The organism is Acidovorax sp. 59 (genome assembly GCF_002754175.1).
Taxonomy (GTDB): domain Bacteria; phylum Pseudomonadota; class Gammaproteobacteria; order Burkholderiales; family Burkholderiaceae_C; genus Acidovorax; species Acidovorax delafieldii.
This window is the reverse complement of the sequence record NZ_PEET01000001.1, coordinates 2,015,578-2,040,369: the sequence shown is the minus strand read 5'-3', so window position 1 is coordinate 2,040,369 and position 24,792 is coordinate 2,015,578. Positions and strand designations below refer to the sequence as shown.

25 protein-coding genes are annotated in these 24,792 nt (G+C 60.6%); 18 read left to right on the top strand and 7 right to left on the bottom strand.

Annotated elements, in window-relative coordinates; genetic code table 11:
• Positions 1-17: 17 nt before the first annotated feature.
• The 5 genes from CLU87_RS09160 (at position 18) to arsH (ending at position 3,339) form a co-directional block, all read left to right on the top strand.
• The gene (locus tag CLU87_RS09160; protein WP_024815622.1) at positions 18-452 is read left to right on the top strand and encodes a MarR family winged helix-turn-helix transcriptional regulator; all 435 of its coding nucleotides are present in this window, start codon (positions 18-20) and stop codon (positions 450-452) included.
• A 224-nt stretch (positions 453-676) separates the two neighbouring features.
• A complete protein-coding gene (locus CLU87_RS09155; protein WP_063459325.1) occupies positions 677-1,000 on the top strand; it encodes a helix-turn-helix transcriptional regulator in 324 nt (107 codons plus the stop codon).
• Between the two features lie 89 nt (positions 1,001-1,089).
• The gene (locus CLU87_RS09150; protein ID WP_063459417.1) at positions 1,090-1,596 is read left to right on the top strand and encodes an arsenate reductase ArsC; all 507 of its coding nucleotides are present in this window, start codon (positions 1,090-1,092) and stop codon (positions 1,594-1,596) included.
• A gap of 8 nt (positions 1,597-1,604) precedes the next feature.
• Entirely contained in the window at positions 1,605-2,651 is a 1,047-nt protein-coding gene (gene arsB / locus CLU87_RS09145) for an ACR3 family arsenite efflux transporter (RefSeq protein ID WP_197506379.1), read from the top strand.
• Positions 2,626-3,339, top strand: coding sequence for an arsenical resistance protein ArsH (gene arsH, locus CLU87_RS09140; protein ID WP_055396770.1), 714 nt, complete (start codon positions 2,626-2,628; stop codon positions 3,337-3,339). The genes arsB and arsH overlap by 26 nt, the downstream gene beginning before the upstream one ends.
• 595 nt (positions 3,340-3,934) lie before the next feature.
• On the opposite strand, the gene CLU87_RS09135 is transcribed toward arsH, so the two are convergent.
• The 5 genes from CLU87_RS09135 to CLU87_RS09115 all read right to left on the bottom strand — a co-directional run bounded on the left by CLU87_RS09135 (position 3,935) and on the right by CLU87_RS09115 (position 8,087).
• Complete coding sequence (locus CLU87_RS09135; RefSeq protein ID WP_055396768.1) at positions 3,935-4,228, bottom strand: hypothetical protein; 294 nt, start codon at positions 4,226-4,228, stop codon at positions 3,935-3,937.
• A gap of 75 nt (positions 4,229-4,303) precedes the next feature.
• Positions 4,304-4,645 carry a copper-binding protein gene (locus CLU87_RS09130; RefSeq protein WP_099730242.1) on the bottom strand — a complete coding sequence of 114 codons (342 nt, stop codon included), beginning with the start codon at positions 4,643-4,645 and terminating at the stop codon, positions 4,304-4,306.
• Between the two features lie 38 nt (positions 4,646-4,683).
• The gene (locus tag CLU87_RS09125) at positions 4,684-5,187 is read right to left on the bottom strand and encodes a plastocyanin/azurin family copper-binding protein (protein ID WP_069103145.1); all 504 of its coding nucleotides are present in this window, start codon (positions 5,185-5,187) and stop codon (positions 4,684-4,686) included.
• Positions 5,188-5,222: 35 nt separating this feature from the next.
• Complete coding sequence (locus CLU87_RS09120; protein ID WP_069103144.1) at positions 5,223-6,635, bottom strand: multicopper oxidase family protein; 1,413 nt, start codon at positions 6,633-6,635, stop codon at positions 5,223-5,225.
• An 18-nt stretch (positions 6,636-6,653) separates the two neighbouring features.
• The gene (locus tag CLU87_RS09115; protein WP_099730241.1) at positions 6,654-8,087 is read right to left on the bottom strand and encodes a TolC family protein; all 1,434 of its coding nucleotides are present in this window, start codon (positions 8,085-8,087) and stop codon (positions 6,654-6,656) included.
• A gap of 459 nt (positions 8,088-8,546) precedes the next feature.
• Between CLU87_RS09115 and CLU87_RS09105 the strand changes: the two genes are divergently transcribed.
• From CLU87_RS09105 to CLU87_RS09090, 4 genes are all read left to right on the top strand, one after another.
• Positions 8,547-9,233, top strand: coding sequence for a heavy metal response regulator transcription factor (locus CLU87_RS09105; protein WP_099730240.1), 687 nt, complete (start codon positions 8,547-8,549; stop codon positions 9,231-9,233).
• The gene (locus CLU87_RS09100; protein WP_099730239.1) at positions 9,230-10,636 is read left to right on the top strand and encodes a heavy metal sensor histidine kinase; all 1,407 of its coding nucleotides are present in this window, start codon (positions 9,230-9,232) and stop codon (positions 10,634-10,636) included. The genes CLU87_RS09105 and CLU87_RS09100 overlap by 4 nt, the downstream gene beginning before the upstream one ends.
• Positions 10,629-11,891: a type II restriction endonuclease gene (locus CLU87_RS09095; RefSeq protein WP_099730238.1), complete on the top strand. Its 1,263-nt coding sequence runs from the start codon at positions 10,629-10,631 to the stop codon at positions 11,889-11,891. Before CLU87_RS09100 ends, CLU87_RS09095 begins: the two co-directional genes overlap by 8 nt.
• 241 nt (positions 11,892-12,132) lie before the next feature.
• Complete coding sequence (locus tag CLU87_RS09090; protein ID WP_015012981.1) at positions 12,133-12,441, top strand: flagellar hook-basal body complex protein FliE; 309 nt, start codon at positions 12,133-12,135, stop codon at positions 12,439-12,441.
• Between the two features lie 132 nt (positions 12,442-12,573).
• Here the strand turns inward: CLU87_RS09090 and CLU87_RS09085 are convergent, their stop codons facing one another.
• Together CLU87_RS09085 and CLU87_RS09080 are read right to left on the bottom strand one after the other, a co-directional pair.
• Positions 12,574-13,101, bottom strand: coding sequence for a DUF4148 domain-containing protein (locus CLU87_RS09085; RefSeq protein WP_069103139.1), 528 nt, complete (start codon positions 13,099-13,101; stop codon positions 12,574-12,576).
• 90 nt (positions 13,102-13,191) lie between these two features.
• A complete protein-coding gene (locus CLU87_RS09080; protein ID WP_082836304.1) occupies positions 13,192-13,563 on the bottom strand; it encodes a hypothetical protein in 372 nt (123 codons plus the stop codon).
• Positions 13,564-13,934: 371 nt separating this feature from the next.
• On the opposite strand from CLU87_RS09080, the gene CLU87_RS23145 reads away from it, so the two are divergent.
• The 9 genes from CLU87_RS23145 to CLU87_RS09040 all read left to right on the top strand — a co-directional run bounded on the left by CLU87_RS23145 (position 13,935) and on the right by CLU87_RS09040 (position 24,787).
• Positions 13,935-14,207: a hypothetical protein gene (locus CLU87_RS23145; RefSeq protein WP_143227263.1), complete on the top strand. Its 273-nt coding sequence runs from the start codon at positions 13,935-13,937 to the stop codon at positions 14,205-14,207.
• 342 nt (positions 14,208-14,549) lie between these two features.
• Positions 14,550-14,891 (top strand): four-helix bundle copper-binding protein, encoded by a 342-nt coding sequence (locus CLU87_RS23500; RefSeq protein WP_055401394.1) that lies wholly within the window; start codon positions 14,550-14,552, stop codon positions 14,889-14,891.
• Positions 14,892-14,911: 20 nt separating this feature from the next.
• Complete coding sequence (locus tag CLU87_RS09070) at positions 14,912-15,328, top strand: DUF305 domain-containing protein (protein WP_063459418.1); 417 nt, start codon at positions 14,912-14,914, stop codon at positions 15,326-15,328.
• A 264-nt stretch (positions 15,329-15,592) separates the two neighbouring features.
• Positions 15,593-15,784, top strand: a complete 192-nt coding sequence (locus CLU87_RS09065) for a DUF2933 domain-containing protein (protein ID WP_055402945.1) — start codon at positions 15,593-15,595, stop codon at positions 15,782-15,784.
• 145 nt (positions 15,785-15,929) lie between these two features.
• Positions 15,930-18,188, top strand: coding sequence for a heavy metal translocating P-type ATPase (locus tag CLU87_RS09060; RefSeq protein WP_233193744.1), 2,259 nt, complete (start codon positions 15,930-15,932; stop codon positions 18,186-18,188).
• Between the two features lie 69 nt (positions 18,189-18,257).
• Positions 18,258-18,713 carry a hypothetical protein gene (locus CLU87_RS09055; RefSeq protein ID WP_099732103.1) on the top strand — a complete coding sequence of 152 codons (456 nt, stop codon included), beginning with the start codon at positions 18,258-18,260 and terminating at the stop codon, positions 18,711-18,713.
• 75 nt (positions 18,714-18,788) lie between these two features.
• Positions 18,789-20,114 (top strand): TolC family protein, encoded by a 1,326-nt coding sequence (locus CLU87_RS09050; RefSeq protein ID WP_099730236.1) that lies wholly within the window; start codon positions 18,789-18,791, stop codon positions 20,112-20,114.
• A gap of 12 nt (positions 20,115-20,126) precedes the next feature.
• A complete protein-coding gene (locus CLU87_RS09045; RefSeq protein WP_099730235.1) occupies positions 20,127-21,644 on the top strand; it encodes an efflux RND transporter periplasmic adaptor subunit in 1,518 nt (505 codons plus the stop codon).
• Positions 21,641-24,787, top strand: coding sequence for an efflux RND transporter permease subunit (locus tag CLU87_RS09040; RefSeq protein WP_099730234.1), 3,147 nt, complete (start codon positions 21,641-21,643; stop codon positions 24,785-24,787). The genes CLU87_RS09045 and CLU87_RS09040 overlap by 4 nt, the downstream gene beginning before the upstream one ends.
• The last annotated feature ends 5 nt before the right edge of the window (positions 24,788-24,792 follow it).

Genomic DNA, 24,792 nt, shown 5'->3' with positions numbered 1-24,792 from the left:
CTGCAATACGCACCAAAATGACAACGGCCATTTCGGGAAGTCTGTTGCGGGAGGTCGCCCGTTTGTTCACACAATCGCAAAGTAGGTCAGTGGAACGCAACAGCAAGATGAACAGCCAATGCAATCTGCTCGCCGAACTGGAGCGCTCCGGGACGCTTGCGATGACTGAACTGGGCAGGCGGGTTGGACGCGAAAAAAGTTGGGTGTCGCGTTCTGTTGACGCACTGGCGACCCGTGGTCTGGTCGTCAAGGAGCCCAATCCCGCCGATTCCCGGAAATGGTTGGTCACGCTCACCGACGAAGGGTTTCAGTCAGTCAATCATTGGAATGCTGCCCTGGATGACCACGCAGTGCAATTGCTTGCCTGCCTGAGTGAGCGGGATCGTGCCGCAGTCGAGAAATCCCTTCTGTTGTTGTTGACGGCCCTGAGAGAAGACCAATCAGTCTACTGACTGATTCCTTCAATCAAGGATTTCGGATGCAAGCCGCCACCCCTGACCGATGCTGGCGCCTTTTGGACTGCGTACCTCGATGGTCGAGCCAGGGTGTGTGATTTTGGAGCGTGCCACTCATCACGGCCATTGGGGCGAATCGCATTTCCCGAGCCGCCACTCGCCATGCAAATAGGAGTGGATTTAGCCGGCTTATATTTCAATAATTGGTGTATTATTGAGAAATGAATGAGCCTGAAGTTGTCCGCTCGCTTGCAGCGCTTGCTCAAGAGGTACGCCTCCGTGTCTTCCGCGCACTCGTCGTGGCAGGCAAGGATGGTCTCACCCCTGGCGCAATCTCCGAGCAGCTGGGAGTAGCCTCCAACACCCTGTCGTTTCACCTCAAAGAGTTGGCCCATGCTGGCCTGGTGAGCCAGGAGCGCCACGGGCGCAACCTGGTGTATCGCGCCTCGTACCAGACCATGAACGGTCTGCTGGCCTACCTGACAGAAAACTGTTGCCAGGGTGCGCTATGCCTCACTGAAGAGGCCGCCTCCTGCAACTGCTGAGGGTTCCCTGTAGGGCAATCCATGCCCCAAGCGCCTGTGCGCTCAGCCCAGATTCACCTATCTCACCACCATTGACCCTGGAGTTCACCATGAGCGCAACCCCACAACCCTTGAAAGTTCTCTTTCTTTGCACACACAACTCGGCGCGCAGCATCCTGGCCGAAGCGCTGCTCAATGACATGGGTGCCGGTCGGTTCAAGGCCTACTCCGCTGGGAGCAGCCCACGCGACAACCAGCAGCCCAACCCCCTCGGACTGCAGGTGCTGCAAAAAGCAGGCATTTCCACCGAAGGCCTGCGCAGCAAGAGCTGGGATGAGTTCGCCACGCCCGACGCGCCCCAGATGGACCTGATCATCACGGTGTGCGACAACGCGGCGGGCGAGGTCTGCCCCATCTGGCTAGGCCACCCCGCCACAGCGCACTGGGGCTATGCAGACCCCAGCGAGGGCGACGGCACGGACGAGCAGCAACTTGAAGCCTTCCGCCAGACGCTGCACGCCATGAAGCGTCGGCTCGAACTGCTGGTTAGCCTTCCCGAAGACAAGCTGGCCAAGGCGGTGCTTCAGACCACCGCTCGCCAACTGGTCACAAACTGAGAAACGGGATGCAGAAATCCAGCATGAGCGTGTTCGAGCGCTACCTCACCGTGTGGGTGGTGCTGTGCATCGTGGTGGGGATCGGGTTGGGCCAGGTGTTTCCTGGAACAGCACGCGCGATTGGTGCGTGGGAAGTCGCCCGCGTGAACATTCCGGTGGGCCTGCTCATCTGGGTGATGATCATTCCGATGCTGCTCAAGGTGGACTTCGCCGCCCTGGGCGAAGTGCGCAACCACATGCGCGGCATCGGGGTCACCTTATTCGTGAACTGGCTGGTCAAGCCATTCTCCATGGCTTTTCTGGGCTGGCTGTTCATACGTCAGTGGTTTGCCCCATACCTGCCAGCTGACCAGATCGACAGCTACATCGCTGGCTTGATCCTGCTGGCCGCCGCCCCGTGCACCGCCATGGTGTTCGTGTGGAGCCGTCTCACGGGGGGCGACCCGCTGTTCACGCTGTCCCAGGTCGCGCTGAACGACAGCATCATGATCGTCGCGTTCGCGCCGCTCGTGGCTTTCCTGCTGGGCCTGTCGGCAATCACGGTGCCGTGGGACACGTTGCTCACCTCTGTCGTCCTGTACATCTTGATTCCCGTTGTGCTGGCCCAATGGTTGCGCCGGGCACTGCTGGCCCGAGGTCAAGCCGTGTTCGACGCTGCGCTGCATCGCATTGGTCCCTGGTCCATTGCTGCGCTACTGCTCACCCTGGTGCTGCTGTTCGCGTTCCAGGGCGAGGCCATCCTGCAGCAGCCCCTGGTCATCGCATTGCTGGCCGTACCCATCCTGATCCAGGTGTTCTTCAACTCGGCACTGGCGTATTGGCTCAATCGCGCAGCGGGAGAAAAGCATGCCATTGCCTGCCCATCAGCATTGATCGGTGCTTCCAACTTCTTCGAGCTGGCCGTGGCGACAGCCATCAGCCTGTTCGGTTTTCATTCGGGTGCGGCCCTGGCCACGGTGGTGGGGGTGCTCATCGAGGTGCCGGTCATGCTGCTGGTGGTCAAGGTCGTGAACTCTTCAAAGGACTGGTATGAATCCGGATCTTCCCAACGTTGATGCCACGCTCTTCGAGCAGGCCGATCTTGAGCGACTGGTGCCCGCACAGCGTTCTACCCATGCACCCCGCATCCTGCTGCTCTACGGCTCTGTGAGAGAGCGCTCCTATAGCCGATTGCTGACCGAAGAGGCTGCGCGACTGCTGCGCGCCCTCGGTGCTGAAACCCGCATCTACGATCCGCGAGGGCTGCCACTGCCGGACGCAGAGCCCGACAGCCATCCGAAGGTGGTGGAGTTGCGAGAGCTGGCCCAATGGGCGGAGGGCATGGTCTGGACCTCACCGGAGCGCCATGGCGCGATGACCGGCATCCTGAAGATGCAGATCGACTGGATACCTCTGTCCGTGGGGGCCGTGCGGCCGACCCAGGGCAAGACCCTGGCGGTGATGGAAGTCTCGGGTGGCTCGCAGTCGTTCAATGCCGTCAATCAGATGCGGGTACTGGGTCGGTGGATGCGCATGATCACCATCCCCAACCAGTCGTCGGTCGCAAAAGCCTTTTTGGAGTTCGACGAAAGTGGCCGCATGAAGCCATCAAGCTACTACGAGCGTGTGGTGGATGTAATGGAAGAGCTGGTGAAGTTCACGCTGCTGACCCGCGATAGTGCAGACTATCTGGTGGATCGGTATAGTGAGCGACGCGAGAGTGCAGACGCGCTGTCAAAGCGGGTGAATCAGCGCAGCATTTGACTGGCAGTGCTCAGGGCGCCGGCAGGCAGCTGGAGTACAGCTCCTCCGTGCGAAGAATCCTTGTCATTTGCTTGATATTGCTGGGCAGCGTTTTCCTGACCCAGACGGTATCGGCAAATCGAACAACCTTAACACTCCAGGCCCCAGATCAAGGAGTGGATCGGCCAATGCAATGGGGTGACACACGCCGTCGGCAGTTAAAAGCGATAGCCGAGCGCCATTTGGCGGAAGCTACGGGAAATTGTCGAGATGAAATCGGCGTTAGAGCAGTTGGTTTCTGTGTGCGCAGGTGACGAACATGCCCATTGCGCGATTCTGGAAAACCTCGCCGCAGACAGTCCCTCGGCCCCCAATCACAGTGCTAGCTTTGTCAAACCGAAGCGTCGCGGTGCCAAGGCCGCCCCCGCTCACTCTGGGGTAACCAACAAGCCGACAACCAGTCATTTGGATCTCATGACATGGATGCGTGGCGTACACGTGCATCGGAGCGGGCATTGAACTAGGCCGTGAGGTGGCTTGCAGAGCCATCACCTTGCACCACGATTGCGGCCAGCCCGTACTTGGGCGGGCCACGCTTGTGGCCCACCTGTTTGCATTACTTAGGCGTGGAGCCCGGAGTGGCTTCCTTGTGCGGCATGGCTTCACGCGCATTGGCCTTTTCCTGACCACGGGCTTCGGCCTTGCTGGTGTCCGCAAGGCCAGAGCCTTCACCCCGCGCTGTACCGCCATCCTTGGTCCGCTTCACACCGGTTGCAGGACGGGCTTTCTTGTGGTCTTCGCCATGCGCTTGCGCCTTGGAGTTGGTATAGGGCGTGGCTTCCTGGGTGTCGCCAGCGGCGAATGCGGACGATGCGGCCGTCAGAGTCAGAGCAATAAGGAGCGTTTTCATGAATTTTGCTTGGTAGTTTGAGGTATGAGCGAAAGCGCACCCCCTTCTTGGGGGCGCCGTGAAACACTTCTATCCCTACTTGGCAGGTTCGATGGCAGTGACGACCATCTTTCCACCCTCGTTGATCACCATGAAGCGGATCTTGTCGCCAACCTGAGTCTTGTCGAGCAGGGCCTTGTCCTTGGCTGTGAACACCATGGTCATCCCCGGCATCTCTAGATGTTTGATGTCGCCATGCTTGATGGTGATTTTTCCAGCGTCCTTGTCGATCTTTCGCACTTCTCCATCTGTCATGGAGGCCGCAGCCATGGCAGCTGGCTTGCCAGCGTCGCCCGTGGCCTGCGCCGTGGCCGACAGCGGCATGAGGGCGGCCAGCGACAACATCGCGCCGATCAAAAGACTGTTTGCGTTTTTCATAGGAACTCCTTGTTCAATCGCGTAGAAGGCTTTTCCGCTTACTTCTTCACCACCGTGACCTGGCCCTTCATGCCCGCGTCGTAATGGCCTGGGTAAAGGCAGGCAAACTTGACTTCACCAGCCTTTGTGAACTGCCAGATGATTTCGCCTTGCTTGCCTGGGGCCAGCGACACTTTGCTGGGTTCGTCATGCTCCATATCCGGGAACTTCTTCATCGTCTCGTAGTGTTCCTTGAGTTCGGCATCGGTGCCCAAGCTGAACTCGTGTTTGACCTGGCCACTGTTCTTGATCACGAACTTGACCGTTTCGCCCTGCTTGACGGAAATCGCTGCAGGCGTGAAGCGCATGGTGTCCGCCATGTCCACGTTGATCGTACGGGTCACCTTGGCAGCTTTGCCGGGCTGGCCAATAGCTGATTCAGCGCTGCCATGGCCGTGGGCGCCGCCGCCGTCGTGACCACCACCGTGGTTGCCACCCGCAAAGCTGTTGAAAGACAGAGCCACCAGGGTTGAGGCAGCGATCAGGGAAAGGGTGCGTTTCATATTTACCTTGGGTTGTTGATGGGGAAAGCAGGCGATCAGTGGCCGCCGTGCGAGGACGGCTTTTTGACCTTGACGACGGTGTCCGAACTGGACTTCTCTTTGCGGGGCATGGATTGGCCGCCTTCCGCCTTGAAGCGGGCAGGCTCCGCCATCGGACCGGTGTACTCGTAGGCCACCGTGCCCTCCGGGTTTTTGTACCAACCCGGGTTTTTGTAGTCGCCCGGCTTCTGGTCGCGGCGTACTTTGAGGACGCTGAACATTCCGCCCATTTCGACCGAGCCGAACGGGCCTTCTCCGGTCATCATCGGGATGGTGTTGTCCGGAATGGGCATTTCCATTTCCGTCATGTCTGCCATGCCGCGCTCGCCCATGACCATGTAGTCGGGGATCAGGTTGTTGATCTTCTTGGCAACGCCGCGGTGGTCCACGCCAATCATGGTGGGAATGTCGTGACCCATTGCATTCATGGTGTGGTGGCTCTTGTGGCAGTGGAACGCCCAGTCGCCTTCTTCGTCCGCGAGGAACTCAATCTGGCGCATCTGGCCCACGGCCACGTCGGTTGTCACTTCATAGAGACGGGTGCTCTTGGGCGTGGGACCGCCGTCCGTGCCCGTTACCAGAAACTCGTGTCCGTGCAAATGCATCGGGTGGTTGGTCATGGTGAGATTACCGATGCGAATCCGCACCTTGTCATTGAGCCGGACGTTCAAGGAATCGATGCCAGGAAAGATGCGGCTGTTCCAGGTCCACAAATTGAAGTTCAGCATTTCCGCGACCTTGGGCGTCGCGGCGCCGGGCTCGATGTCGTAGGCGCTCAGGAGGAAACAGAAGTCCCGGTTCACTTCGTCGATCAGCGGATGTTTGGTCTTGGGATGCGTGATCCAAAAACCCATCATGCCCATGGCCATCTGGGTCATTTCGTCGGCATGGGGGTGGTACATGAATGTCCCCGGACGGCGCGCAACGAACTCGTAGACGAAGGTTTTGCCGGACTGGATCGCTGGCTGATTCAAGCCCGCCACGCCGTCCATGCCATTAGGCAAACGCTGCCCGTGCCAGTGGATACTGGTGTGCTCGGGCAGTTTGTTGGTAACAAAAATGCGGACGCGGTCGCCTTCCACCACCTCGATGGTGGGACCTGGGCTCTGGCCGTTGTATCCCCACAGGTGGGCCTTGAAACCGGGCGCCATTTCGCGCACCACGGGTTCTGCCACCAAGTGGAACTCTTTGACCCCCTGGTTCATGCGCCACGGCAGCGTCCAGCCGTTGAGCGTGACCACGGGGTTGTAGGGGCGCCCCGAATTGGGCACCAGCGGCGCCATGGTGTCTGCACTCGTCTGGAACACTGGCTCTGGCAGAGCGGCCATCGCCACCCGGCTCACACTCGCTGCGGCCACAGCCCCCCCAGCAATGCCAGCAAATCGGAAAAAATCTCTTCTTGAATTCATGTTGGTTTCCTTGAGGGATCAGTGACCTGCACCAGCTTCGGCTGCGGCTGCGCCACCGCCCGAGACACCTGCGCTGGTGGGCTTGCCGATGAGAGAGGCCTGAAGGGCGGCATCGGCCTGCCAGAACTGCTGTTCGGCGTTCAGGGCCGCCATCACCGAGTTCACCTGGTCGCGGGAGTCCGCAAGCAATTCAAAGACGCTGATCAGCATCCCGTTGTAGCGAAGCTGGTTTTCTTCAGAAATGGTTTTTCGCAGAGGGATCACCTCGTCGCGGTGGTGGCGCGCGATGTCATACGCCGTGCGGTACGCGGAATAGCTCTCGCGCAAGTTCGAGCCCGCCGCGCGGGCTGTGGCCTCCAGGCGGTTGGCAGCGGCCAGGGTTTGCGCGTTCATGGAATCGCGTCGCATGCCCCCCCAATCGAAGATCGGCAGCTGCAGACTGATCTCGAAGCCGCGCCGCGTCGAGTGGGTGTTCTCGGCTGCATCGAAGACAGAGTCGCGCCGTACACCCAGTTCAATGTCCGTGAAGGTCGTGATCGTGTTCCAGCCTTGCGCGCGTGCGGCTGCGTCATAGTCGGCCTTCGCGATCTGAAGATCCAGCCGCCCCTTGGACGCCTGACGGCCAGCATCTGCTGGGGACAGCGGCTCCTTGGGCAGCGTCGGCAGGCGCTCAGGCAACTTGAGCTGCTGGGCTTGGTTGTCATCAAGGCCCAGCATCCGCACCAGCTCTTCACGGGCCGCTGTGACCCCGTGCTGGGCGGTGGCCAGCTGGGTCGCTGTGTCGGCATAGAACGCTTGCTGGCGTGCACGGTCAAGCTTGTTGAAATTACCGACTGCCTGCATGCGCTTGGCCAACTCGGCGCTGGCTTGGGCGCTTGCGACAACCTGTTGGGTGTAAGTCAACGTCTGTTGCGCGGCAACAGCGCGGACCCAGGCTTGGCGCACTTGGGTCACCTGGTCCACTACATCGCTGCTGAGGCGCAGCTGAGTCTGTTTGACACGCTGCTCGGCGATACCTTTGCGCATGGGCAAGGTCAGCAGGTCAAGCAGACCGAAGGAAAGGAGGCGTCCGATCTCCGTCTCGCTGCCTAGCCGAACGCGCTCCAGGCTCAGAATAGGGTTGGCGATGCGGCCGGACTGGGCCGCCGTGGAAGCGTCCGCCCAGTTTTGAGCCACGATGGCTTGCAGGGACGGGCTATTGACCAGAGCGAGTTGAACGGCATCTTGTTGACTGAGCGGTTTGGCCAACAAGTCCGAGGCGCGTTGGCGCAAGGCATCTTGCTCATTCCGGTCCCGGGCCAGAGTAAGTCCGCCGTCCGTGAAACCGCTTGTCGCCGCGTTGGCGCTGGAGAGGTTTTGCTCCAGATTCACGCTGGCGCAGCCAGACAAGACCGCCACTGCGGCAACAGCGATCACTAGTTTGGCGCGGGGCATGCGAAGGGTACGGATCATTGTTTGCCCCCGTGGTGTGCGTCATGGCCTTGGGCTGGTTGGCCCTGGTCCGCTGCGGGTGCGGGCTGGCGCATTTCCTTGGCATAGGCGCGCCATCCTCCAATTTCGCCTACCTTGTCGTTGGCAGCCTTCCAGGGCTGGACGGATTGCTCTTTGTAGACCTCATAGCCTGTCAGAGCTGATCGGTACGAAAGTTGGTAGTCCACTTTCGGGGGTGCACCGTCTGGCATCTGAGCAAAGGCTAGCGAAGGCGCCAGCAGTGCAGCGGCCAGCCAGGGGATTGAGTTAAGTCGTGAAAGCCAGGAATTTCTCATAGATTCACCATGCGTTTTGATGCAACGCATTGTGTGAGTCAATGGCTTCCAAATAGATAACGCCTCAATTACATCTTTGTCATGTTCAAGAAAGGCGCAAATCTGCGGGCACACTGGCGGCCACTCGCAGCGCCAAGGAGGTCTCGTGAAGATACTGATCGTTGAGGACGAAATCAAAACCGGGGAGTACCTGCGCCAAGGCTTGCGGGAAGCGGGATTCAACGCTGATCTAGTCCACAACGGTGTCGATGGTCTGCGTATGGTTCAAGAGGAAGACTACGATCTGGTAATCCTGGATGTGATGCTTCCTCGGATGGACGGCTGGCAGGTCCTCACCAATATGCGTCGCCGTGGCCTTGAGATGCCCGTGCTATTTCTCACGGCCAAGGATCAGGTGCAAGACCGGATCAAGGGGCTGGAATTAGGCGCAGACGACTATCTGGTCAAGCCGTTTTCTTTTGCCGAATTGCTGGCAAGGGCCCGGACCATACTGCGGCGCGGCCGTAGTGGCGCCGAGGTGACCATTCTGCAGGTGGCCGATCTTGAACTGGATCTTCTGCGGCGGAGAGTCAGCAGGTCCGGCAAACGCATCGACCTCACGCCCAAGGAATTCGGTCTGCTGGAACTGCTGATGCGTCGCCAAGGAGAGGTTTTGCCTCGCTCTCTGATCGCGTCGCAGGTGTGGGATATGAATTTCGACAGCGACTCCAACGTGGTCGAGGTGGCAATGCGTAGGCTTCGGGCCAAAATTGACGATGCCTATGACGCCAAACTGATCCAGACGGTGCGAGGCATGGGGTATGTGCTTGAAGCGCCACAGGAGATTCCGTGAAAGCCCGGCACTCGCTGACGACACGGCTGACGGCCTTTTTTACGCTGGCTTCTGGGCTTGTGCTCGTTGGCTTGGGGACCATCGTCGCCATTTCTATCGATCGCCATTTTGTGGAACTGGATCGCGATGCCCTGCGCGACAAGATCCACCTCACACGTGAGGTGATAGGAAAATCCACGTCACCTGAAGACCTCAAAATGCGTCTGGACGACGTCTTGCACAGCCATGAGGGCCTTTTTGTCAGCGTTTTCCGTGACAGGGCCACGCTTTACGCGACCACGGATTTCCAGTTTCCAGATGATCTCCATGCCCTGGCCCAGAGGGCCCGCCTGGGGGTTGCCTCCTGGAAAACGGAGGGGCGGGAATACCGAGGGATGTCGGCACTCGTGACGTTGCCGGGTTCCGCCGAGCCGCCGCTGCAGGTCTGGGTAGCTGTAGACATTGCCCACCACAAGCACTTCATGTACGAATTGATTTGGGTGCTTGTGGGCTATGTGGCGTTGGCCACTCTAGTGGCCGGGGTCCTGGGCTGGTGGGCCGCAAAGAATGGCTTGGCCCCCCTTCGGGCCATGAGATCTCGCGCCATGGCCATCACGGCACAGCGACTGGACGAGCGGATGCCAACCCAGGAGTTTCCAGTGGAAATGGCAGACTTGGCGACCACTCTCAACGAGATGCTCCGGCGGCTCAAGGAGGAGTTCGACCGGCTGTCCGAGTTTTCTTCGGACCTGGCTCACGAGCTGCGAACGCCCATCAACAATCTGATGACGCAGACCCAGGTCACGCTTAGCCAAGCTCGCTCCTCCGAGGAGTACCAGGACATACTGGCCTCCAACGCCGAGGAGTACCAGCGTTTGGCCCGCATGGTGGCTGACATGTTGTTCCTGGCCAAGGCTGACCACGGGCTTATTCTTCCCAGCACGGAGAGAATCGCGGTTCATGATGAAGCACAGGCCTTGTTTGATTTCTACGAGGCCCTTGCCGAAGAAAAGCGGGTCCGGCTGCAACTGATCGGAACGGCGGAGATCACTGGCGACCGGTTGATGCTTCGCCGGGCGCTGAGCAATCTCCTGTCCAACGCCGTTCGCTACACCCCCCCTGGGGAACAGGTGGTCGTTGACATTCAAGGGGACGTTCACGGAACCACCGTGGATGTAGTCAACACTGGACCTTCTATCGATGCGCAGATGATCCCCCGCCTGTTTGACCGTTTCTTTCGGGCAGACAAGTCGCGCAAGCAACTGGATTCCGATGGTGCAGGCTTGGGCTTGTCCATCACCCAGGCGATTGTTCATGCACACCGGGGCCGCATCTCAGTGAGTTCGGCCGATGGCAGGACCTGTTTTTCGATGTATTTCCCCAGTGCGCAGACCATTGGCAAGCACTTCACGACAAATGCATGACCCCTTGGCAACCCTTATTGACTGCTGGAAGGCGGATCCGAGCAGCACCTACAACAGCTGGTTCCTGTGGGATCAGAGGATCAAGAACTTCCGCTCCATACGCAGAGGCATTGCACAGGTGGTGGAGGACGTCCGGGGAGGAACGTTTGGCAACGCCTACCGAGGCTCCTCGCTGGAGACGATCGTGGGTTCCGTGGCAGAGCAGCGCCAAATTTTCAAAGGTGCGGACCACGCGTTCCTCTGGAAACCCAAGCTGAGGATTCCGGACATCTACGAGAACACGAGTAACCAGCTCGCCTTCGCAGATCTCCTTCACACCTGCGATCACTGCGATTGCGCAGAAGACGTCGTTGCCGCCATACAGCGCATCGATGCAATCGGCATCAAAGGCTTGGGCCCAGCAGTCGCCAACTTGCTGTATTTCATCCACCCAACGCTGCTCTCTCCCTTTAACACTGCCATTGTCAATGGTTTCAACGCAGTGACTGGCGGGCGCGTGAAGCTCGGACGTTGGGACCACTATCTTTCTATGCGGGAGGGCTTGCTGCGCTTGAACGCGCAGTACCGGCTGAAACTATCGAATGATCTCGGTGCGATTGCGGGACTCATGTTTGACATTGGCAGTGGCCGATATGCAGCGCCGCCACAAGCAATGGATGCGGCGACGGCGACACTCTGGCAAGAAGACCTTGAGCGTGTGCGGCAGGAATCCACCGCATTGCAACGGGAGCTGTCCCAGGCGACCGAAAGCGATGCGACCCACACGGGTATTCAGGCTTCGTTGCGCGATCTGGGCAAGTCTCTCGGGTTTGATGTCTGGATAGCGTCCAACGACCGGGGTCGCTCCTACGGCAGCGGCCTTTTGGGAGACGGATGTCTGGCGCAGTTGCCTGCCAGCGTGGACGGGGGACTGGAGTCGATTCGACTAATTGATGTCGTATGGATTGATACTCAGACATCGCTGGTCGCGGCCGCATTTGAAGTCGAGCACACCACGTCCATCTATTCGGGGATCGTGCGAATGCTCGACCTGGCCTTGGGCACGTCGGTTGCAGGCAACTGTGCATTGTTTCTTGTGGCTCCAGACAATCGCAGAGACAAGGTCGCTGAACAACTTCAAAGGCCTGCATTCTCCCGCGTTTCGGAGTTGGGAATCCGGTACCTGCCGTATAGCCAACTGGAGCAGAACCACGCTTTGATGAGCCGTTTTGGTTCCAGTATCAAGCCGCTGCTGGAGATTTCGCAGCGGCTGTGAGACCCGGTTTTTTTGCATGGTGCGGTTCGCCTGGGTTTCGCTCCTTGAGCCTCGGGTTCGATTCTCGGCGATGTCGGCAAGATGAATTTCCTGTTATCCCGAACGGAGGGACTAGCGGCTGAAACCCTGCGCCCAAAAACGATCCGGGTCTGGCGCCAGTAACTACTATGGACCATCACCTTGGTAGAGATCTCTAAGGCGGCACTTCGCAAATTCTTCGTCCAACCATGAGGTCCTCGACATGAACGTCACTACCAAGCCATTGGATGGTCTGTCGCCAGTCGGTTTGTTGGGAAACTCTGTGTCCACAGCACCGAGCATCCAAGGGGGCGGTTTTCTAGACGCCATGAAGCAGGCGCTGACAATCACAAGCCAATTGCAAGGTGAATCGGGTCGGCTGAGTCGAGAGGTCACACTTGGCAACCCCACGGTCAGCTTGGAAGGGACCATGCTCGCTGGAGTCAAGTCGAATATTGCGTTCCAGGCGACCTTGCAAAGCCGCAATCGAATTGTCCAGGCCTACACCGATGTGATGAACATGCAGGTCTGATCCTGAGCGAGTTGTAAGACAACGGTCGTGCGCACCTGCTGTCGGGGCCGTGGGCATGCTTTGCATTCAAGCTGGAGGCGGCCCTTTTTTGGCAAGGCTCCTCCAGCTCAGCCGCTGACCCCCTGGGAAAACTCACTGAAACCGTGGCGCCTTGGAGGATTCGTCCGAGGTGGTGGCCATGGCCGCATGCTGCGCTGCGTGATAGCGGTCCGGATAGATTTCGTTGAGCTTGCGGCCGTCTTCGCCCACAGCGACGACTTCGCCTTCGCGGATGGCGCGTGCCAGCTCGCTCTTTACCTGGTCACGTGTCTTCAGCGATTTGCCTGTCACGATGGGATAGCGGCCTGACATCAGTTCATTGCGTTTGACGCCGAATTCACCGGCCACCATGATGTCGCCTGTACGGATAGCCTGCTCCAGCTCGTCCCGCACTTGCTCTCGGGATTTGCCGACCTGAGTCGAAGTAGCCACGGGATAGGCGCCAGGATTGATCTGCTTGAGCGTAAGACCCGATTCGCCAAAGGCGAGCATGTCGCCGCTCTGCTGAGCCTGCGCCAATTCAGCACGGACTTGCTCGCGCGTCTTACTGACCACTTGGTCCGAAGCAAATGCAGGGGCTGCGATAAGAGAGAGGACGATGAGGGTGGACTTGAGTTTCATGATGGGATTTCCTTCTTGATAAATGGAGATGGTTTGAGTGCAGCCGCAGGCCGGTCTTGGAGATTCGCGGGAGTGGGGATGGTTCGGGGTTCAGGGCAGTTGGCTGGCGTTGACCCAACCTGCCTCGCCTCCGAGATCGCGCATGCCATCGCTGGTCACGGGATTGCGCTTGGCGGCCTGCAACTCATCCAAGACTTGCTGGCGGGTCTTTGTCAGCTTGGGGCCAGGGACGAGCGGATAAGTAGCCGGGTAACCACGGCTGATCCAGTACAGAGAACCGTCCTTTTGCGCGGCCAGTACGGTGCTTTCGACAGCTTGACGGCTGACTGCGTTGCCCAGGTGGTCGGGGGCCAGACTCACGCCTTCTTCCTGACTTGGGCTTGCGTGGTAGACCGAAGTAGCGAAGGACGCTGTAGCGAATGCAGCGAGACTGGCGACGAGGATGGCAGTACGAATTTTCATGATGGTCTCCTGTGGCGCCGGATGCCCGATATGGTCCATCCAGGTGGCGTTTTTCTGCGCCACGGAGAGAAGTCTAGAACCCGCACCCCTACGAAGCGGTGACCTCCCGATTACGCTTTTGACAGGTTTGGGGCGAGGTGAAAAGTGCAGAGGGATTTGGTTCGAGATACGGTCTATGTCTCCTCACCGGGATGAAGCACCCGATGAACATTGCATGTTCCGTATATTTCGAAAACGTCATCCGCACTACAGCTTCTCGTTCGTCCCCGTAGCCCAAAATCCTCTTCCACACGCCGCCCATTGATGTCTTGTATCCGCGTGTAGCCGTCGGCCCAGCTGACGTTTTAATGACTGATGAGGAAAGTAAGACCATGTACAAAAAGATGATTGTGTCTATGTTGGTCGCAGCAGCGTCGCTGGCGTCTGCGACCACGTTTGCCGCACCTGCCGACAACGAGGTGCGCGTTGAAGCGTCGGCCACCAGAGTTGCGACGGAGGATGGAAAAACGCGCTACTGGAGCCATCCAAGATTGGGCATGATCAAAGTCGATGCCGCAGGCCGCATGCTCGCTGCGCGATCAAACACTGGGGAAGCCGAACCATCTGGCGTTCTTTCTGGCATCCGATCGTCGCGTGTGCGCTGACGCCTTGTGGCGTAAGAGGTACCACAGCTGGGCCCGTAGTGCACTGCATGGTGGTTACGTCAGCTTTGAAGGGCTGTGATTGGACGGCAGCCGTGCGAATAGGCGTAACAAACAGCCTTGGCGAAGACTACTTGGTCGAATATGACATCTAGATTACGACCCTGAAACCTCTTCGTCATCTTGCACCGAAATTGCGGCAAATTGCTCGAAGGCTGAGTCAATCGTCGGCGCGAGCCTACAGAACCGAATGCTTCTCGCGGCGGAAGATGGATGCTCCTTGCAGCCCGCTGCGTAGGATCAAGTTCAACTTTTTGAGCCATCCAAACCTATCAGGAGATCCAGATGAATCACACCCCGAACCCCTACATGTCTTGCATCAATGCTTGCCGGTCGTGCGCGACGGCTTGCCATCAGTGTTTCGCAGAGTGCCTCAAGGAGGAGGACGTCAAGATGATGGCCCGCTGCATTGCGCTGGACGCGGACTGTGCGGCCGCTTGCAGCTTAGCTGCCGATGTGATGGCGCGCCGAAGCGAATACGCCGAGGCGATTTGTGCGCTGTGCGCGCAGATCTGCAAGGCCTGCGGCGATGAGTGCGCTAGGCACGAAGCCGAGCATTGCAAGGCATGTGCCGCCGCTTGCCACAAATGCGCTCAAGAATGTGCCGCCATGGCCCACGCAGATTGACGCTGTTCAAGGAGCCCACCATGAGATTTCTGCACCCACCCTCGAAAACCGTCTCGGCAACCGCCTTTCTTGCATGCGCGTTGGTGGTTCCCTTGTCGTTGCACGCCCAGTCTGCCCCACACGCTGGCATGAAAGGCGCTGCCATGGATCAGACGATGCCTGCAGGCAAGATGGACATGAAGTCCATGATGAAAGAGAACAACGACAAGATGGCGTCCGTGAAGACGTCAGGCAATCCCGATGTGGATTTCGCGCAAATGATGCGCATCCACCATCAAGGTGCCATCGACATGGCGCAGAGCCAATTGCGCGATGGAAAAGATCCCCAACTACTCAGCATGGCCCAGGACATTATTTCCGCGCAAAAAAAGGAAATCGCTGTGCTGGATGCGTTTCTCGTTCGCAATGGCAAGCAACCCACAGCACCCACGAAATAGTTCTCTGTACTCAGCGATCGCTGCCCTGACCCTTGGACCGCTGTCGGGGAATCAGGGCAGCGTTACTCAGACGCCGTTTGCAGTGCGCATGGGGGCTGAGCAGGCACATGATCCACGTCAAGAGGACTTGTCATCAGTTTGACATTGCCACCGTGTTAAGCCTTATTGTTTCCATACGGCTCGTCACTGCCTCGACGACCTCATATGGAGAAAACCATGAACCACGATCACAGTACAGGACAATCGGATAAGGCCAGCGCTTCAATGGGTAGAAAGAGACTGATTGGCGCAGTCGTCATGCTCGCTTTCATTGGCATGTTTTTTCTTCTCAAAGAGCACTGGTCGCATGTCGCGGGCTACTGGCCGTATCTGCTCTTGCTGGCTTGCCCCCTGATGCACCTTTTCCACGGACACGGGGGGCACGGCTCCCACAACGTCGATTCGAGCAAGAAGTAATCTTGCACGGCCAAAACACCCAGGGAGGCTATCCATGTCGAATGCGCAACCGCACGAACACGTCCATCATGACCACCAGCATCATGAAGGGCATCACACGCATGTGTCGTTGCCCACGACGGGACTAAAGGATCCTGTCTGCGGTATGGATGTGACGGAACAATCGCATCACTCGACAGAGCACGAAGGGCGTCCTTACTACTTTTGCAGCGCCAAATGCAAAGCACGCTTCATGGAAGCGCCGCAAAAGTTTCTCTCGACTCCCATCAGCGAGCGCGCGCCTCAGCCTGAGCCCGAAGCGGCGCAACCGGGCACAACCTATACCTGCCCCATGCACCCTGAGGTGCAACAGGACCATCCTGGAAATTGCCCCAAGTGCGGCATGACACTGGAGCCCATGCTGCCCACGCTGGATGAGGGAGAAAACGCCGAACTTGTGGATTTCCGGCATCGCTTCTGGTGGACGCTGCCACTTACCGTAGTAGTCACCATCCTGGCCATGGTGGGACACCGGCTGCAGTGGTTCGAGATGGGCACCCAGAGCTGGATTGAGCTCGTGCTGACAGTCCCCATCGTGCTGTGGGCTGGCTGGCCCTTTTTTGTGCGTGGTGCCCAGTCCATTGCGAACCGCAGTCCCAACATGTGGACGTTGATCGGCCTGGGCACGGGCGCCGCATTTGTCTACAGCGTGGTCGCCACCGTTGCGCCCGGGGTGTTTCCTGCCTCGTTCCAGGCCATGGGCCGCGTGGCGGTGTACTTCGAAGCAGCAGCCGTCATCATCTCGCTCACGCTGCTAGGCCAGATGCTGGAGCTGAAAGCACGCTCCCAGACCTCAGCCGCCATCAAATCGCTGCTGGGCCTGGCGCCCAAGACTGCGCGGCGCATCGATGCCAGCGGCCAGGAGAGCGATGTCCCGTTGTCCCACGTCCATGTGGGCGACCTCCTGCGCGTGCGGCCTGGCGAGAAGGTGCCGGTGGATGGCCTAGTGGTCGAGGGGAGCAGCGCGGTGGACGAAGCCATGCTCACTGGCGAGCCGGTGCCCATCGTCAAGGGGCCTGGCGATGCCGTCATCGGTGCCACCCTCAATACCAACGGCGCTCTGGTGATCCGGTCCGAGCGGGTGGGTTCGGCCACCATGCTGTCGCAGATCGTTCAGATGGTTGCGCAAGCACAGCGCTCACGGGCCCCCATGCAGCGCATGGCGGACCAGGTGGCGGGCTACTTCGTGATGGCTGTGGTGGGTATCGCGTTGCTCACACTCTTCGCGTGGGGCCTGTTCGGACCGGAGCCACGCTGGGTCTACGGCCTGGTCAATGCAGTTGCGGTGCTGATCATCGCGTGCCCTTGTGCGTTGGGCCTGGCAACACCCATGTCGATCATGGTGGCTACCGGCCGGGGGGCGACCAGCGGGGTTCTGTTCAGGGACGCAGCAGCCATCGAGAACCTGCGCAAGGTGGATACGCTGATCGTGGACAAAACCGGTACGCTCACCGAAGGCAAGCCCTCCTTCGAACGTGTGGTGGCCATGCCCGGTCTGTCCGAGGACGAAGTGCTGCGCCTGGCGGCCAGTCTGGACCAAGGCAGCGAGCATCCGCTGGCCGATGCCATTGTCCAGGCGGCCCGCGCCAAGGGGCTGGCCCTGGACAAGCCCGAGGACTTCGAGTCCGGGTCTGGCATCGGCGTACGCGGACGGGTCGCCGGGCGCCAGCTCGCCCTGGGCAACACAGTCCTCATGGAGCAGGTCGGGGTTTCAGCGAACCCGCTGCTTGCGCAGGCAGAGGCCTTGCGCGCCACAGGGGCGAGCGTGATGTACCTGGCAGCTGATGGCCAGCTTCAAGGGCTGCTGGCAGTTTCGGACGCCATCAAGGCCAGCACGCCGGAAGCCTTGGCAACGTTGCACGCGGCGGGACTGCGCATCGTCATGGCCACGGGCGACGGCATGACCACCGCCAAGGCGGTAGGTGCAAAGCTGGGGATTGATGAGGTCCATGGGGAGGTCAAGCCTGCGGACAAGCTGGCGCTGGTGTCGCGGTTGCAGGACGAAGGCCGTGTTGTTGCCATGGCTGGGGACGGGATCAACGACGCGCCCGCCCTTGCCAAGGCAGACGTGGGGATCGCGATGGGTACCGGAACCGATGTGGCGATGAACAGCGCCCAGGTTACCCTGGTCAAGGGCGATCTGCGGGGGATTTCCACAGCGCGGGAGCTGTCGGACGCAACGGTGGGCAACATGAAGCAGAACCTGATGTTCGCCTTCCTCTACAACGCGCTGGGCATACCGATTGCCGCAGGGCTGCTGTATCCCTTCACCGGCTGGCTGCTGTCGCCGATGATCGCGGCCTTGGCGATGAGCCTGAGTTCGGCGTCCGTGATCGCCAACGCCCTGCGGCTTCGCAAGGGCTGAGTTGGCTCGGCAGGCTCGGATTTGATCTAGGTTAAGTCTGTGGCCGCCGCTGGGGATACCATTCGCACCATGATCTTCGCCAGAAGCACCGTATCGCGCCAAGGACGCTGGATAACCAGCTTCCTGGTCGCGGCGTTGCTTCTGATGCAGTTCGCGTTGGCGGCCTATGCCTGTCCCAAGCTGGACTCCGCAGCCCATGCGGCATCGATGCAAAAAGCGGGCATGGCCATGGAAGACTCAGTCGGCATGCCCTCCATGCCCGATTGCCACGCTATGGCGGGAACCATGGATGAGCAAGATCCTCAGCTGTGTCGAGCCCATTGTGATGGCGACAGCTTGTCCTCCCCCTCGCTACAAGGTCTCGATCTGCAGGCGCTCGCGGCTCACGCCATCTGGGTTGCTTATGTGCTGCCCGTGATCCTGGACTCAGAACGCCATATTGACCCTCGGGCTGTCTACGCAGAGCTGGACAGTCGAGCGGGCTCTCCCCCCATCTACTTAACCCATCAGGTCTTTCGGAATTGAACGTGCACGGCGTGTGCGCTGCCTTGCAGCGTGCGCGCAGGTCTGACTTCGTGCCCCTTCATTTCGAGGACCATCATGCCCAACATCTCCTTCGGCGCTCCCTGCGAGCGCCTGCCTGCGCAACTGCGCATTCATCCTCTCTCGCCGCGCATCCGTGTGCGCAACCTCAACCATCTGCGCCTTTGCGCTCTCGGATTCCTACTGGCCGGCATCGGCCTTGCAGGCAACCAGGCCCACGCCCTGGGGTTTGCCGAAGCCTTGGATCTGGCGGAGCAGCACAGCCCTCGTATCACGGCCCAGCGGCTGCAGATTGACGCAGCCAGCAGTACCCAGAAGTCGGCGGGAACTCTGCCGGATCCCAAGCTCTCGGTCGGGATCGAGAACTTTCCCGTCAGCGGCATGGACCGCTTCAGCCTCACGCGCGAATCCATGACCATGCAGCGCCTGGCGCTGATGCAGGAGGTGCCCAACCGCGCCAAACGAGATGCCCAGATTGCCGGCGCCGAGGCCAAGGTGGAACGCGAACGCGCCGCCCTGGGCGTCCAGCGCCTGCAGATCCGCCAGGAGCTGAGCCAAGCGTGGATCATGGCCCAGGCTATCGAGCAACGTGATCAGGTACTCACCGGTCTACTGAGTGAGAACCAGCGCCTGCAGGACAGCCTGACTGCCCGCATCGCGGGGGGGACGGCCCAAGCGGGCGATCTCCTGATGGCCAGGCAGGAGGCGCTTGCGCTGTCGGACCGCAGGGACGATCTGCAGCGGGACCGGTCCAAGGCCAGGGCGATGTTGCGGCGCTGGGTTGGCGCTCGCGCCGACGAGGCGCTTCAGGGAACTCCTGGGCCGCTGAGCCGCCCCCTGGACCAGTTGCGCGCAGAGGTACACCGCCATGCCGAACTGGCGCAGTACCCCGCCATGCAGGCCATGGCCTTGGCGGAAACGCGCGAAGCCCAGGCAGAAACCAAGGGTGATTGGTCCTGGGAAGTCGCCTACAGCCGCCGCGACCGACGCTGGGGCGACATGGTGTCCTTCCAGGTGACCTTTGACCTTCCCTGGCAACAGGAGCGGCGCCAGGGACCCCAGATCAAGGCCAAGCAGCTGGAGCTGCAGCGCCTGGAAGCCGAGCAGGAAGACGTGACCCGCAGGCACCTGCAGGAGCTGGAGGACAGCGCCTCAGAGCTGGCGGCACTGAACAGTCAGATCGAACGGCTGCAATCGGCTGGCATGGGCTTGGCACAGGGGCGTGCCGAACTCGCGCTGGCCAACTACCAGTCCGCCAAAGGCGACTTGAGCGCCGTGCTGGCGGCTCGGGCCCAAGTGCGGGAGACGCACTGGCGGCTCATTGATCTGCAGGCACAGCGGGACACCGTGATTGCCCGCTTGAACAGCCTGATCGCCGACTGAAGGGAGAACCACATGACCAATAACGTTTTCAAGAAGACCGCTGTGGCCGTAGCACTGGTGGCTGCAGGCATCGCCCTCGGCTGGACCGTCTCCCAATGGCGCACCGCGAACAACCACGCACTGGGAGCCAGTCCCGCATCGACAGAAGCAGCAAAAGCCGACCGCAAGGTGCTGTACTGGTACGACCCGATGTCGCCGACGCAGAAGTTCGATAAGCCAGGCAAGTCCCCCTACATGGACATGGCCTTGGTACCCAAGTATGCGGATGAGGACACTCCGGAAAGCTCCGGCCTGAGCGTCTCCGCCCAGGCCGTGCAAGCCCTCGGCCTGCGCACCGCCCTGGTAGAGCAGCGAGACATTGGGTCCGATGTGGACGTGCTGGGCACGGTCCAGCTCAATGACCGGGATGTGAGCATCGTCCAGGCCCGCTCGGGCGGCTTCGTGGAACGCGTCTATGCCCGGGCCCCGGGCGACGTGGTGGCCGCAGGCGCGCCATTGGCCGATCTACTGCTGCCAGAGTGGGTGGCTGCGCAGCGCGAGTTTCTCGCGGTCCGGGCGCTCAAGGACGAGTCGCTGACGACAGCAGCGCGCCAGCGGCTGTCGCTGCTGGGCATGCCTGCCTCGCTCGTGGCCCAGGTGGAGCGCACGGGCGAACCTCAGGGCCGCTACACGGTGACCTTTCCACAGGCGGGGATGGTGGCCGAATTGATGGTGCGCCAGGGCATGACGGTCTCTTCGGGGGGCAGTCTGGTGCGCGTAAACGGCCTGGCCAGCGTCTGGATCGAAGCGGCCGTTCCTGAAGCGCAAAGCGGTCCCTTGCAACTGGGGCAGGACGCCCAGGTCCGATTGGCCGCGTTTCCGGGCGAAACCCTCAACGCCCGGGTCGTGAGCATCCTCCCAGAGGCCAACCGGGACACCCGCACGGTGCGCGTGCGGCTGGAGCTTCCCAACCCCACCCAGCGCCTGAAGGCGGGCATGTCCGGGCAGATCGTCCTGGCCGGACGCACACAACCAGCGCTGCTGGTGCCTAGCGAAGCGGTGATCCGTACCGGCAAGCGGGCACTGGTCTACGTGGTGGACGGCCCCGGCAAGTACCACCCCGTCCAGGTACAACTTGGCGCGGAAATCGATGACCGCCTCGTCGTTCAAGGCGGACTGACCGCAGGACAACAGGTGGTCGCCTCGGCACAGTTCCTGATCGACTCGGAAGCCAGCCTGCGAGGCATCATGCCCGCACTGCCTCCAGGCAGCAGCGCGCAACCCATCGCTGAACAGGGTTCCTCGGCCTCTGCGGCTCCGGCGTCCAAGAGCTTTACGGTGCGAGGGGTGGTCGATGAGGTCACGCCCACCGAGCTGACCCTTACCCACGAGGCCGTGCCTGAACTGAAGTGGCCCGGCATGACCATGCCATTCAAGTTGGCAAACCCAGAACTGGCAAAAGCACTGAAACCCGAGCAGCAGGTGAAGTTCACCTTCCAGCAGCAAGGCAAGGACTTCGTGATCACTGCCGTGGAAAGGATCAAGCCATGATCGCGCGTCTGATCCGCTGGTCGGTGGCGAACCGACTCCTGGTTCTGCTGGCGACCGTGATGCTTACGGCCTGGGGCGTGTGGGGTGTGCGCAGCACCCCCGTGGACGCTCTTCCCGATTTGTCGGATGTCCAGGTCATCATTCGCACTTCCTATCCCGGCCAAGCACCGCAGATAGTGGAGAACCAGGTCACATACCCGCTGTCCACCACCATGCTGTCCGTCCCGGGTGCCAAGACGGTGCGCGGCTTCTCGTTCTTTGGCGACTCCTTCGTCTACATCCTGTTCGAGGATGGCACGGACCTGTACTGGGCGCGTTCTCGCGTGCTGGAGTACATGAACCAAGTGCAGGGACGGCTACCCGCCACCGCCAAATCGTCACTCGGCCCCGACGCCACCGGGGTCGGCTGGATCTACCAATACGCGCTGGTGGACCGCACTGGAAAGAACGATCTGGCCCAACTGCGGGCCCTGCAGGACTGGTTTCTGAAGTTCGAACTCAAGAGCCTGCCCAATGTCGCGGAAGTGGCGTCGGTGGGGGGCATGGTCAAGCAGTACCAGGTGGTGCTTGATCCGATCAAACTCGCAGCCCAAGGGCTGACCCAGGGGCAGGTGCGTGAGGCCATCATGGGCGCCAACCAGGAAACTGGGGGATCGGTGCTGGAGTTGTCCGGGGCCGAGTACATGGTGCGCGCCAGCGGCTACCTCAAGACGCTGGACGACTTTCGGGCCATCCCGTTGGTATCGCGCGCCGGGATTCCCGTGCGTCTGGGCGATGTCGCAACGCTTCAGATCGGGCCGGAGATGCGGCGCGGCATCGCTGAACTCGACGGCGAGGGGGAAGTGGCTGGAGGCGTGGTCGTGCTGCGATCTGGCAAGAACGCCCAGGAAACGATCCAGGCCGTAAAGGCCAAACTCAGCGAGCTGCAAAGCAGCCTGCCCCAGGGCGTGGAGATCGTCACCACCTACGACCGCAGCGCACTCATCGAGCGGGCGATCCAGAACCTCAGCACCAAACTCGTAGAGGAGTTCATTGTGGTGGCGGTGGTCTGTGTCTTGTTCCTCTGGCACCTGCGTTCTGCGCTGGTCGCCATCATTTCTCTGCCGCTGGGGATCATGGCGGCGTTTCTGGTGATGCGCTACCAGGGCATCAACGCCAACATCATGTCCCTGGGCGGGATTGCAATCGCCGTGGGCGCCATGGTCGATGCAGCTGTGGTGATGATCGAGAACGCCCACAAGAAGCTGGAGGCCTGGCAGCACAAGCATCCCGACCGCCAACTGGTGGGGGAAGAACGCTGGAAAGTGATCACCGAAGCTGCCGAGGAGGTGGGCCCCGCGCTGTTCTTCTCGCTGCTTATCATCACGTTGTCCTTTGTGCCCGTTTTTACGCTGGAAGCACAGGAAGGCCGCTTGTTTGGACCGCTGGCGTTCACGAAGACCTACGCGATGGCCGCAGCTGCGGCACTCTCGGTCACGCTGATCCCGGTCCTCATGGGCTACTGGATCCGGGGGCGTATCCCTGACGAGCAGAAAAACCCCATCACCCGCGCGCTGATTGCCGTGTACCGACCTTGCCTTGAGTGGGTCTTGCATCGTCCCAAATCCACCCTGGTCATCGCCGTGCTGGCGCTGACGACCACGATCTGGCCCCTGTCGCGGTTGGGGGGCGAGTTCCTGCCCAGGCTGGATGAAGGCGATCTGCTGTACATGCCGTCAGCCCTGCCGGGCCTGTCGGCACAGCGAGCCACGGAGCTTCTGCAATTGAGCAACCGGATGATCAAGACGGTGCCCGAGGTCGAGCGCGTCTTCGGCAAGGCGGGCCGAGCAGAGACCGCCACCGATCCGGCGCCGCTGGAAATGTTCGAGACCACGGTGAAGCTCAAGCCCAGAGACCAATGGCGTCCAGGAATGACGCCCGAGGGCCTGATCGAAGAGTTGGACAAGGCCGTCAAGATCCCCGGCCTGTCCAACATCTGGATTCCACCCATTCGCAACCGAATCGACATGCTGGCAACCGGCATCAAGAGCCCCATCGGTGTCAAGGTGACGGGCAACGACCTGCAGGTGATCGATGGGATCGCGGCACAGGTCGAGCAGGTCGCCAAAGGCATTCCGGGAGTGGCCTCGTCACTGGCCGAGCGCCTGACAGGGGGCCGCTACGTCGATGTCCGCATCGATCGCACGGCCGCGGGGCGCTACGGGCTGAATGTGTCCGATATCCAGGCCGTGGTCTCCGGGGCCATCGGTGGAGAAAACGTCTCGGAAACGGTCGAGGGCCTGGCGCGCTTCCCCATCAACCTGCGCTACCCGCGTGAGTGGAGAGACTCGCCCGAACGCTTGGCCCAATTGCCCATCTCCACCCCCATGGGGCAGCAGATCACGCTGGGTACGGTGGCCAGCATCGCCATCACCGATGGGCCACCCATGCTCAAAAGCGAGAACGCCCGCCCATCGGGCTGGGTATATGTCGATGTGCGGGGGCGCGATCTGGCTTCCGTGGCCAATGAGCTGCGCGATGCCGTGAGCCGACAGATCAAGCTGGAGCCCGGGGTCAGCATCACGTACTCAGGCCAGTTCGAGTACCTGGAGCGGGCTAATGCCCGCCTGAAAGTAGTGGTGCCTGCCACCTTGCTGATCATCTTCGTGCTGTTGTACTTGACCTTCTCGCGCATGGGCGAGGCGGGACTGATCATGGCAACGCTGCCATTTGCGCTCACTGGGGGCATCTGGTTCCTGTACCTCATGAACTACAACCTTTCGATCGCCACCGGTGTGGGCTTCATCGCCCTGGCGGGGGTCGCGGCTGAGTTCGGGGTGGTCATGCTCATCTACCTCAAGCAGGCACTCGCAGAGAGATGTCCAGACGGCAGGCAGCCCACACTGGAAGAGCTGCTGGACGCGATTCGGGAAGGTGCCGTGCTGCGCGTGCGACCCAAGGCCATGACCGTGGCAGTCATTCTGGCGGGCCTGGTGCCCATCGTGTGGAGCAGCGGGACAGGCTCGGAGGTCATGAGCCGCATCGCGGCTCCCATGCTGGGCGGTATGGTGACCGCACCGCTGCTTTCTTTGTTCGTGATTCCTGCAGCCTATGTGCTGATGCGAAAGCCAAGGAGAGTGAAAACAGAGGCATCTGGAGGCTGAACGCT

Bases quoted from the DNA above. Each gene is read 5' to 3' on its own strand.
- CLU87_RS09160 (WP_024815622.1), top strand. From the start codon at position 18: ATGACAACGGCCATTTCGGGAAGTCTGTTGCGGGAGGTCGCCCGTTTG.
- CLU87_RS09155 (WP_063459325.1), top strand. From the start codon at position 677: ATGAATGAGCCTGAAGTTGTCCGCTCGCTTGCAGCGCTTGCTCAAGAG.
- CLU87_RS09150 (WP_063459417.1), top strand. From the start codon at position 1,090: ATGAGCGCAACCCCACAACCCTTGAAAGTTCTCTTTCTTTGCACACAC.
- arsB (WP_197506379.1), top strand. From the start codon at position 1,605: ATGCAGAAATCCAGCATGAGCGTGTTCGAGCGCTACCTCACCGTGTGG.
- arsH (WP_055396770.1), top strand. From the start codon at position 2,626: ATGAATCCGGATCTTCCCAACGTTGATGCCACGCTCTTCGAGCAGGCC.
- CLU87_RS09135 (WP_055396768.1), bottom strand. From the start codon at position 4,228: ATGAAAACGCTCCTTATTGCTCTGACTCTGACGGCCGCATCGTCCGCA.
- CLU87_RS09130 (WP_099730242.1), bottom strand. From the start codon at position 4,645: ATGAAAAACGCAAACAGTCTTTTGATCGGCGCGATGTTGTCGCTGGCC.
- CLU87_RS09125 (WP_069103145.1), bottom strand. From the start codon at position 5,187: ATGAAACGCACCCTTTCCCTGATCGCTGCCTCAACCCTGGTGGCTCTG.
- CLU87_RS09120 (WP_069103144.1), bottom strand. From the start codon at position 6,635: ATGAATTCAAGAAGAGATTTTTTCCGATTTGCTGGCATTGCTGGGGGG.
- CLU87_RS09115 (WP_099730241.1), bottom strand. From the start codon at position 8,087: ATGATCCGTACCCTTCGCATGCCCCGCGCCAAACTAGTGATCGCTGTT.
- CLU87_RS09095 (WP_099730238.1), top strand. From the start codon at position 10,629: ATGCATGACCCCTTGGCAACCCTTATTGACTGCTGGAAGGCGGATCCG.
- CLU87_RS09090 (WP_015012981.1), top strand. From the start codon at position 12,133: ATGAACGTCACTACCAAGCCATTGGATGGTCTGTCGCCAGTCGGTTTG.
- CLU87_RS09085 (WP_069103139.1), bottom strand. From the start codon at position 13,101: ATGAAACTCAAGTCCACCCTCATCGTCCTCTCTCTTATCGCAGCCCCT.
- CLU87_RS09080 (WP_082836304.1), bottom strand. From the start codon at position 13,563: ATGAAAATTCGTACTGCCATCCTCGTCGCCAGTCTCGCTGCATTCGCT.
- CLU87_RS23145 (WP_143227263.1), top strand. From the start codon at position 13,935: ATGTACAAAAAGATGATTGTGTCTATGTTGGTCGCAGCAGCGTCGCTG.
- CLU87_RS23500 (WP_055401394.1), top strand. From the start codon at position 14,550: ATGAATCACACCCCGAACCCCTACATGTCTTGCATCAATGCTTGCCGG.
- CLU87_RS09070 (WP_063459418.1), top strand. From the start codon at position 14,912: ATGAGATTTCTGCACCCACCCTCGAAAACCGTCTCGGCAACCGCCTTT.
- CLU87_RS09065 (WP_055402945.1), top strand. From the start codon at position 15,593: ATGGGTAGAAAGAGACTGATTGGCGCAGTCGTCATGCTCGCTTTCATT.
- CLU87_RS09060 (WP_233193744.1), top strand. From the start codon at position 15,930: ATGGATGTGACGGAACAATCGCATCACTCGACAGAGCACGAAGGGCGT.
- CLU87_RS09055 (WP_099732103.1), top strand. From the start codon at position 18,258: ATGATCTTCGCCAGAAGCACCGTATCGCGCCAAGGACGCTGGATAACC.
- CLU87_RS09050 (WP_099730236.1), top strand. From the start codon at position 18,789: ATGCCCAACATCTCCTTCGGCGCTCCCTGCGAGCGCCTGCCTGCGCAA.
- CLU87_RS09045 (WP_099730235.1), top strand. From the start codon at position 20,127: ATGACCAATAACGTTTTCAAGAAGACCGCTGTGGCCGTAGCACTGGTG.
- CLU87_RS09040 (WP_099730234.1), top strand. From the start codon at position 21,641: ATGATCGCGCGTCTGATCCGCTGGTCGGTGGCGAACCGACTCCTGGTT.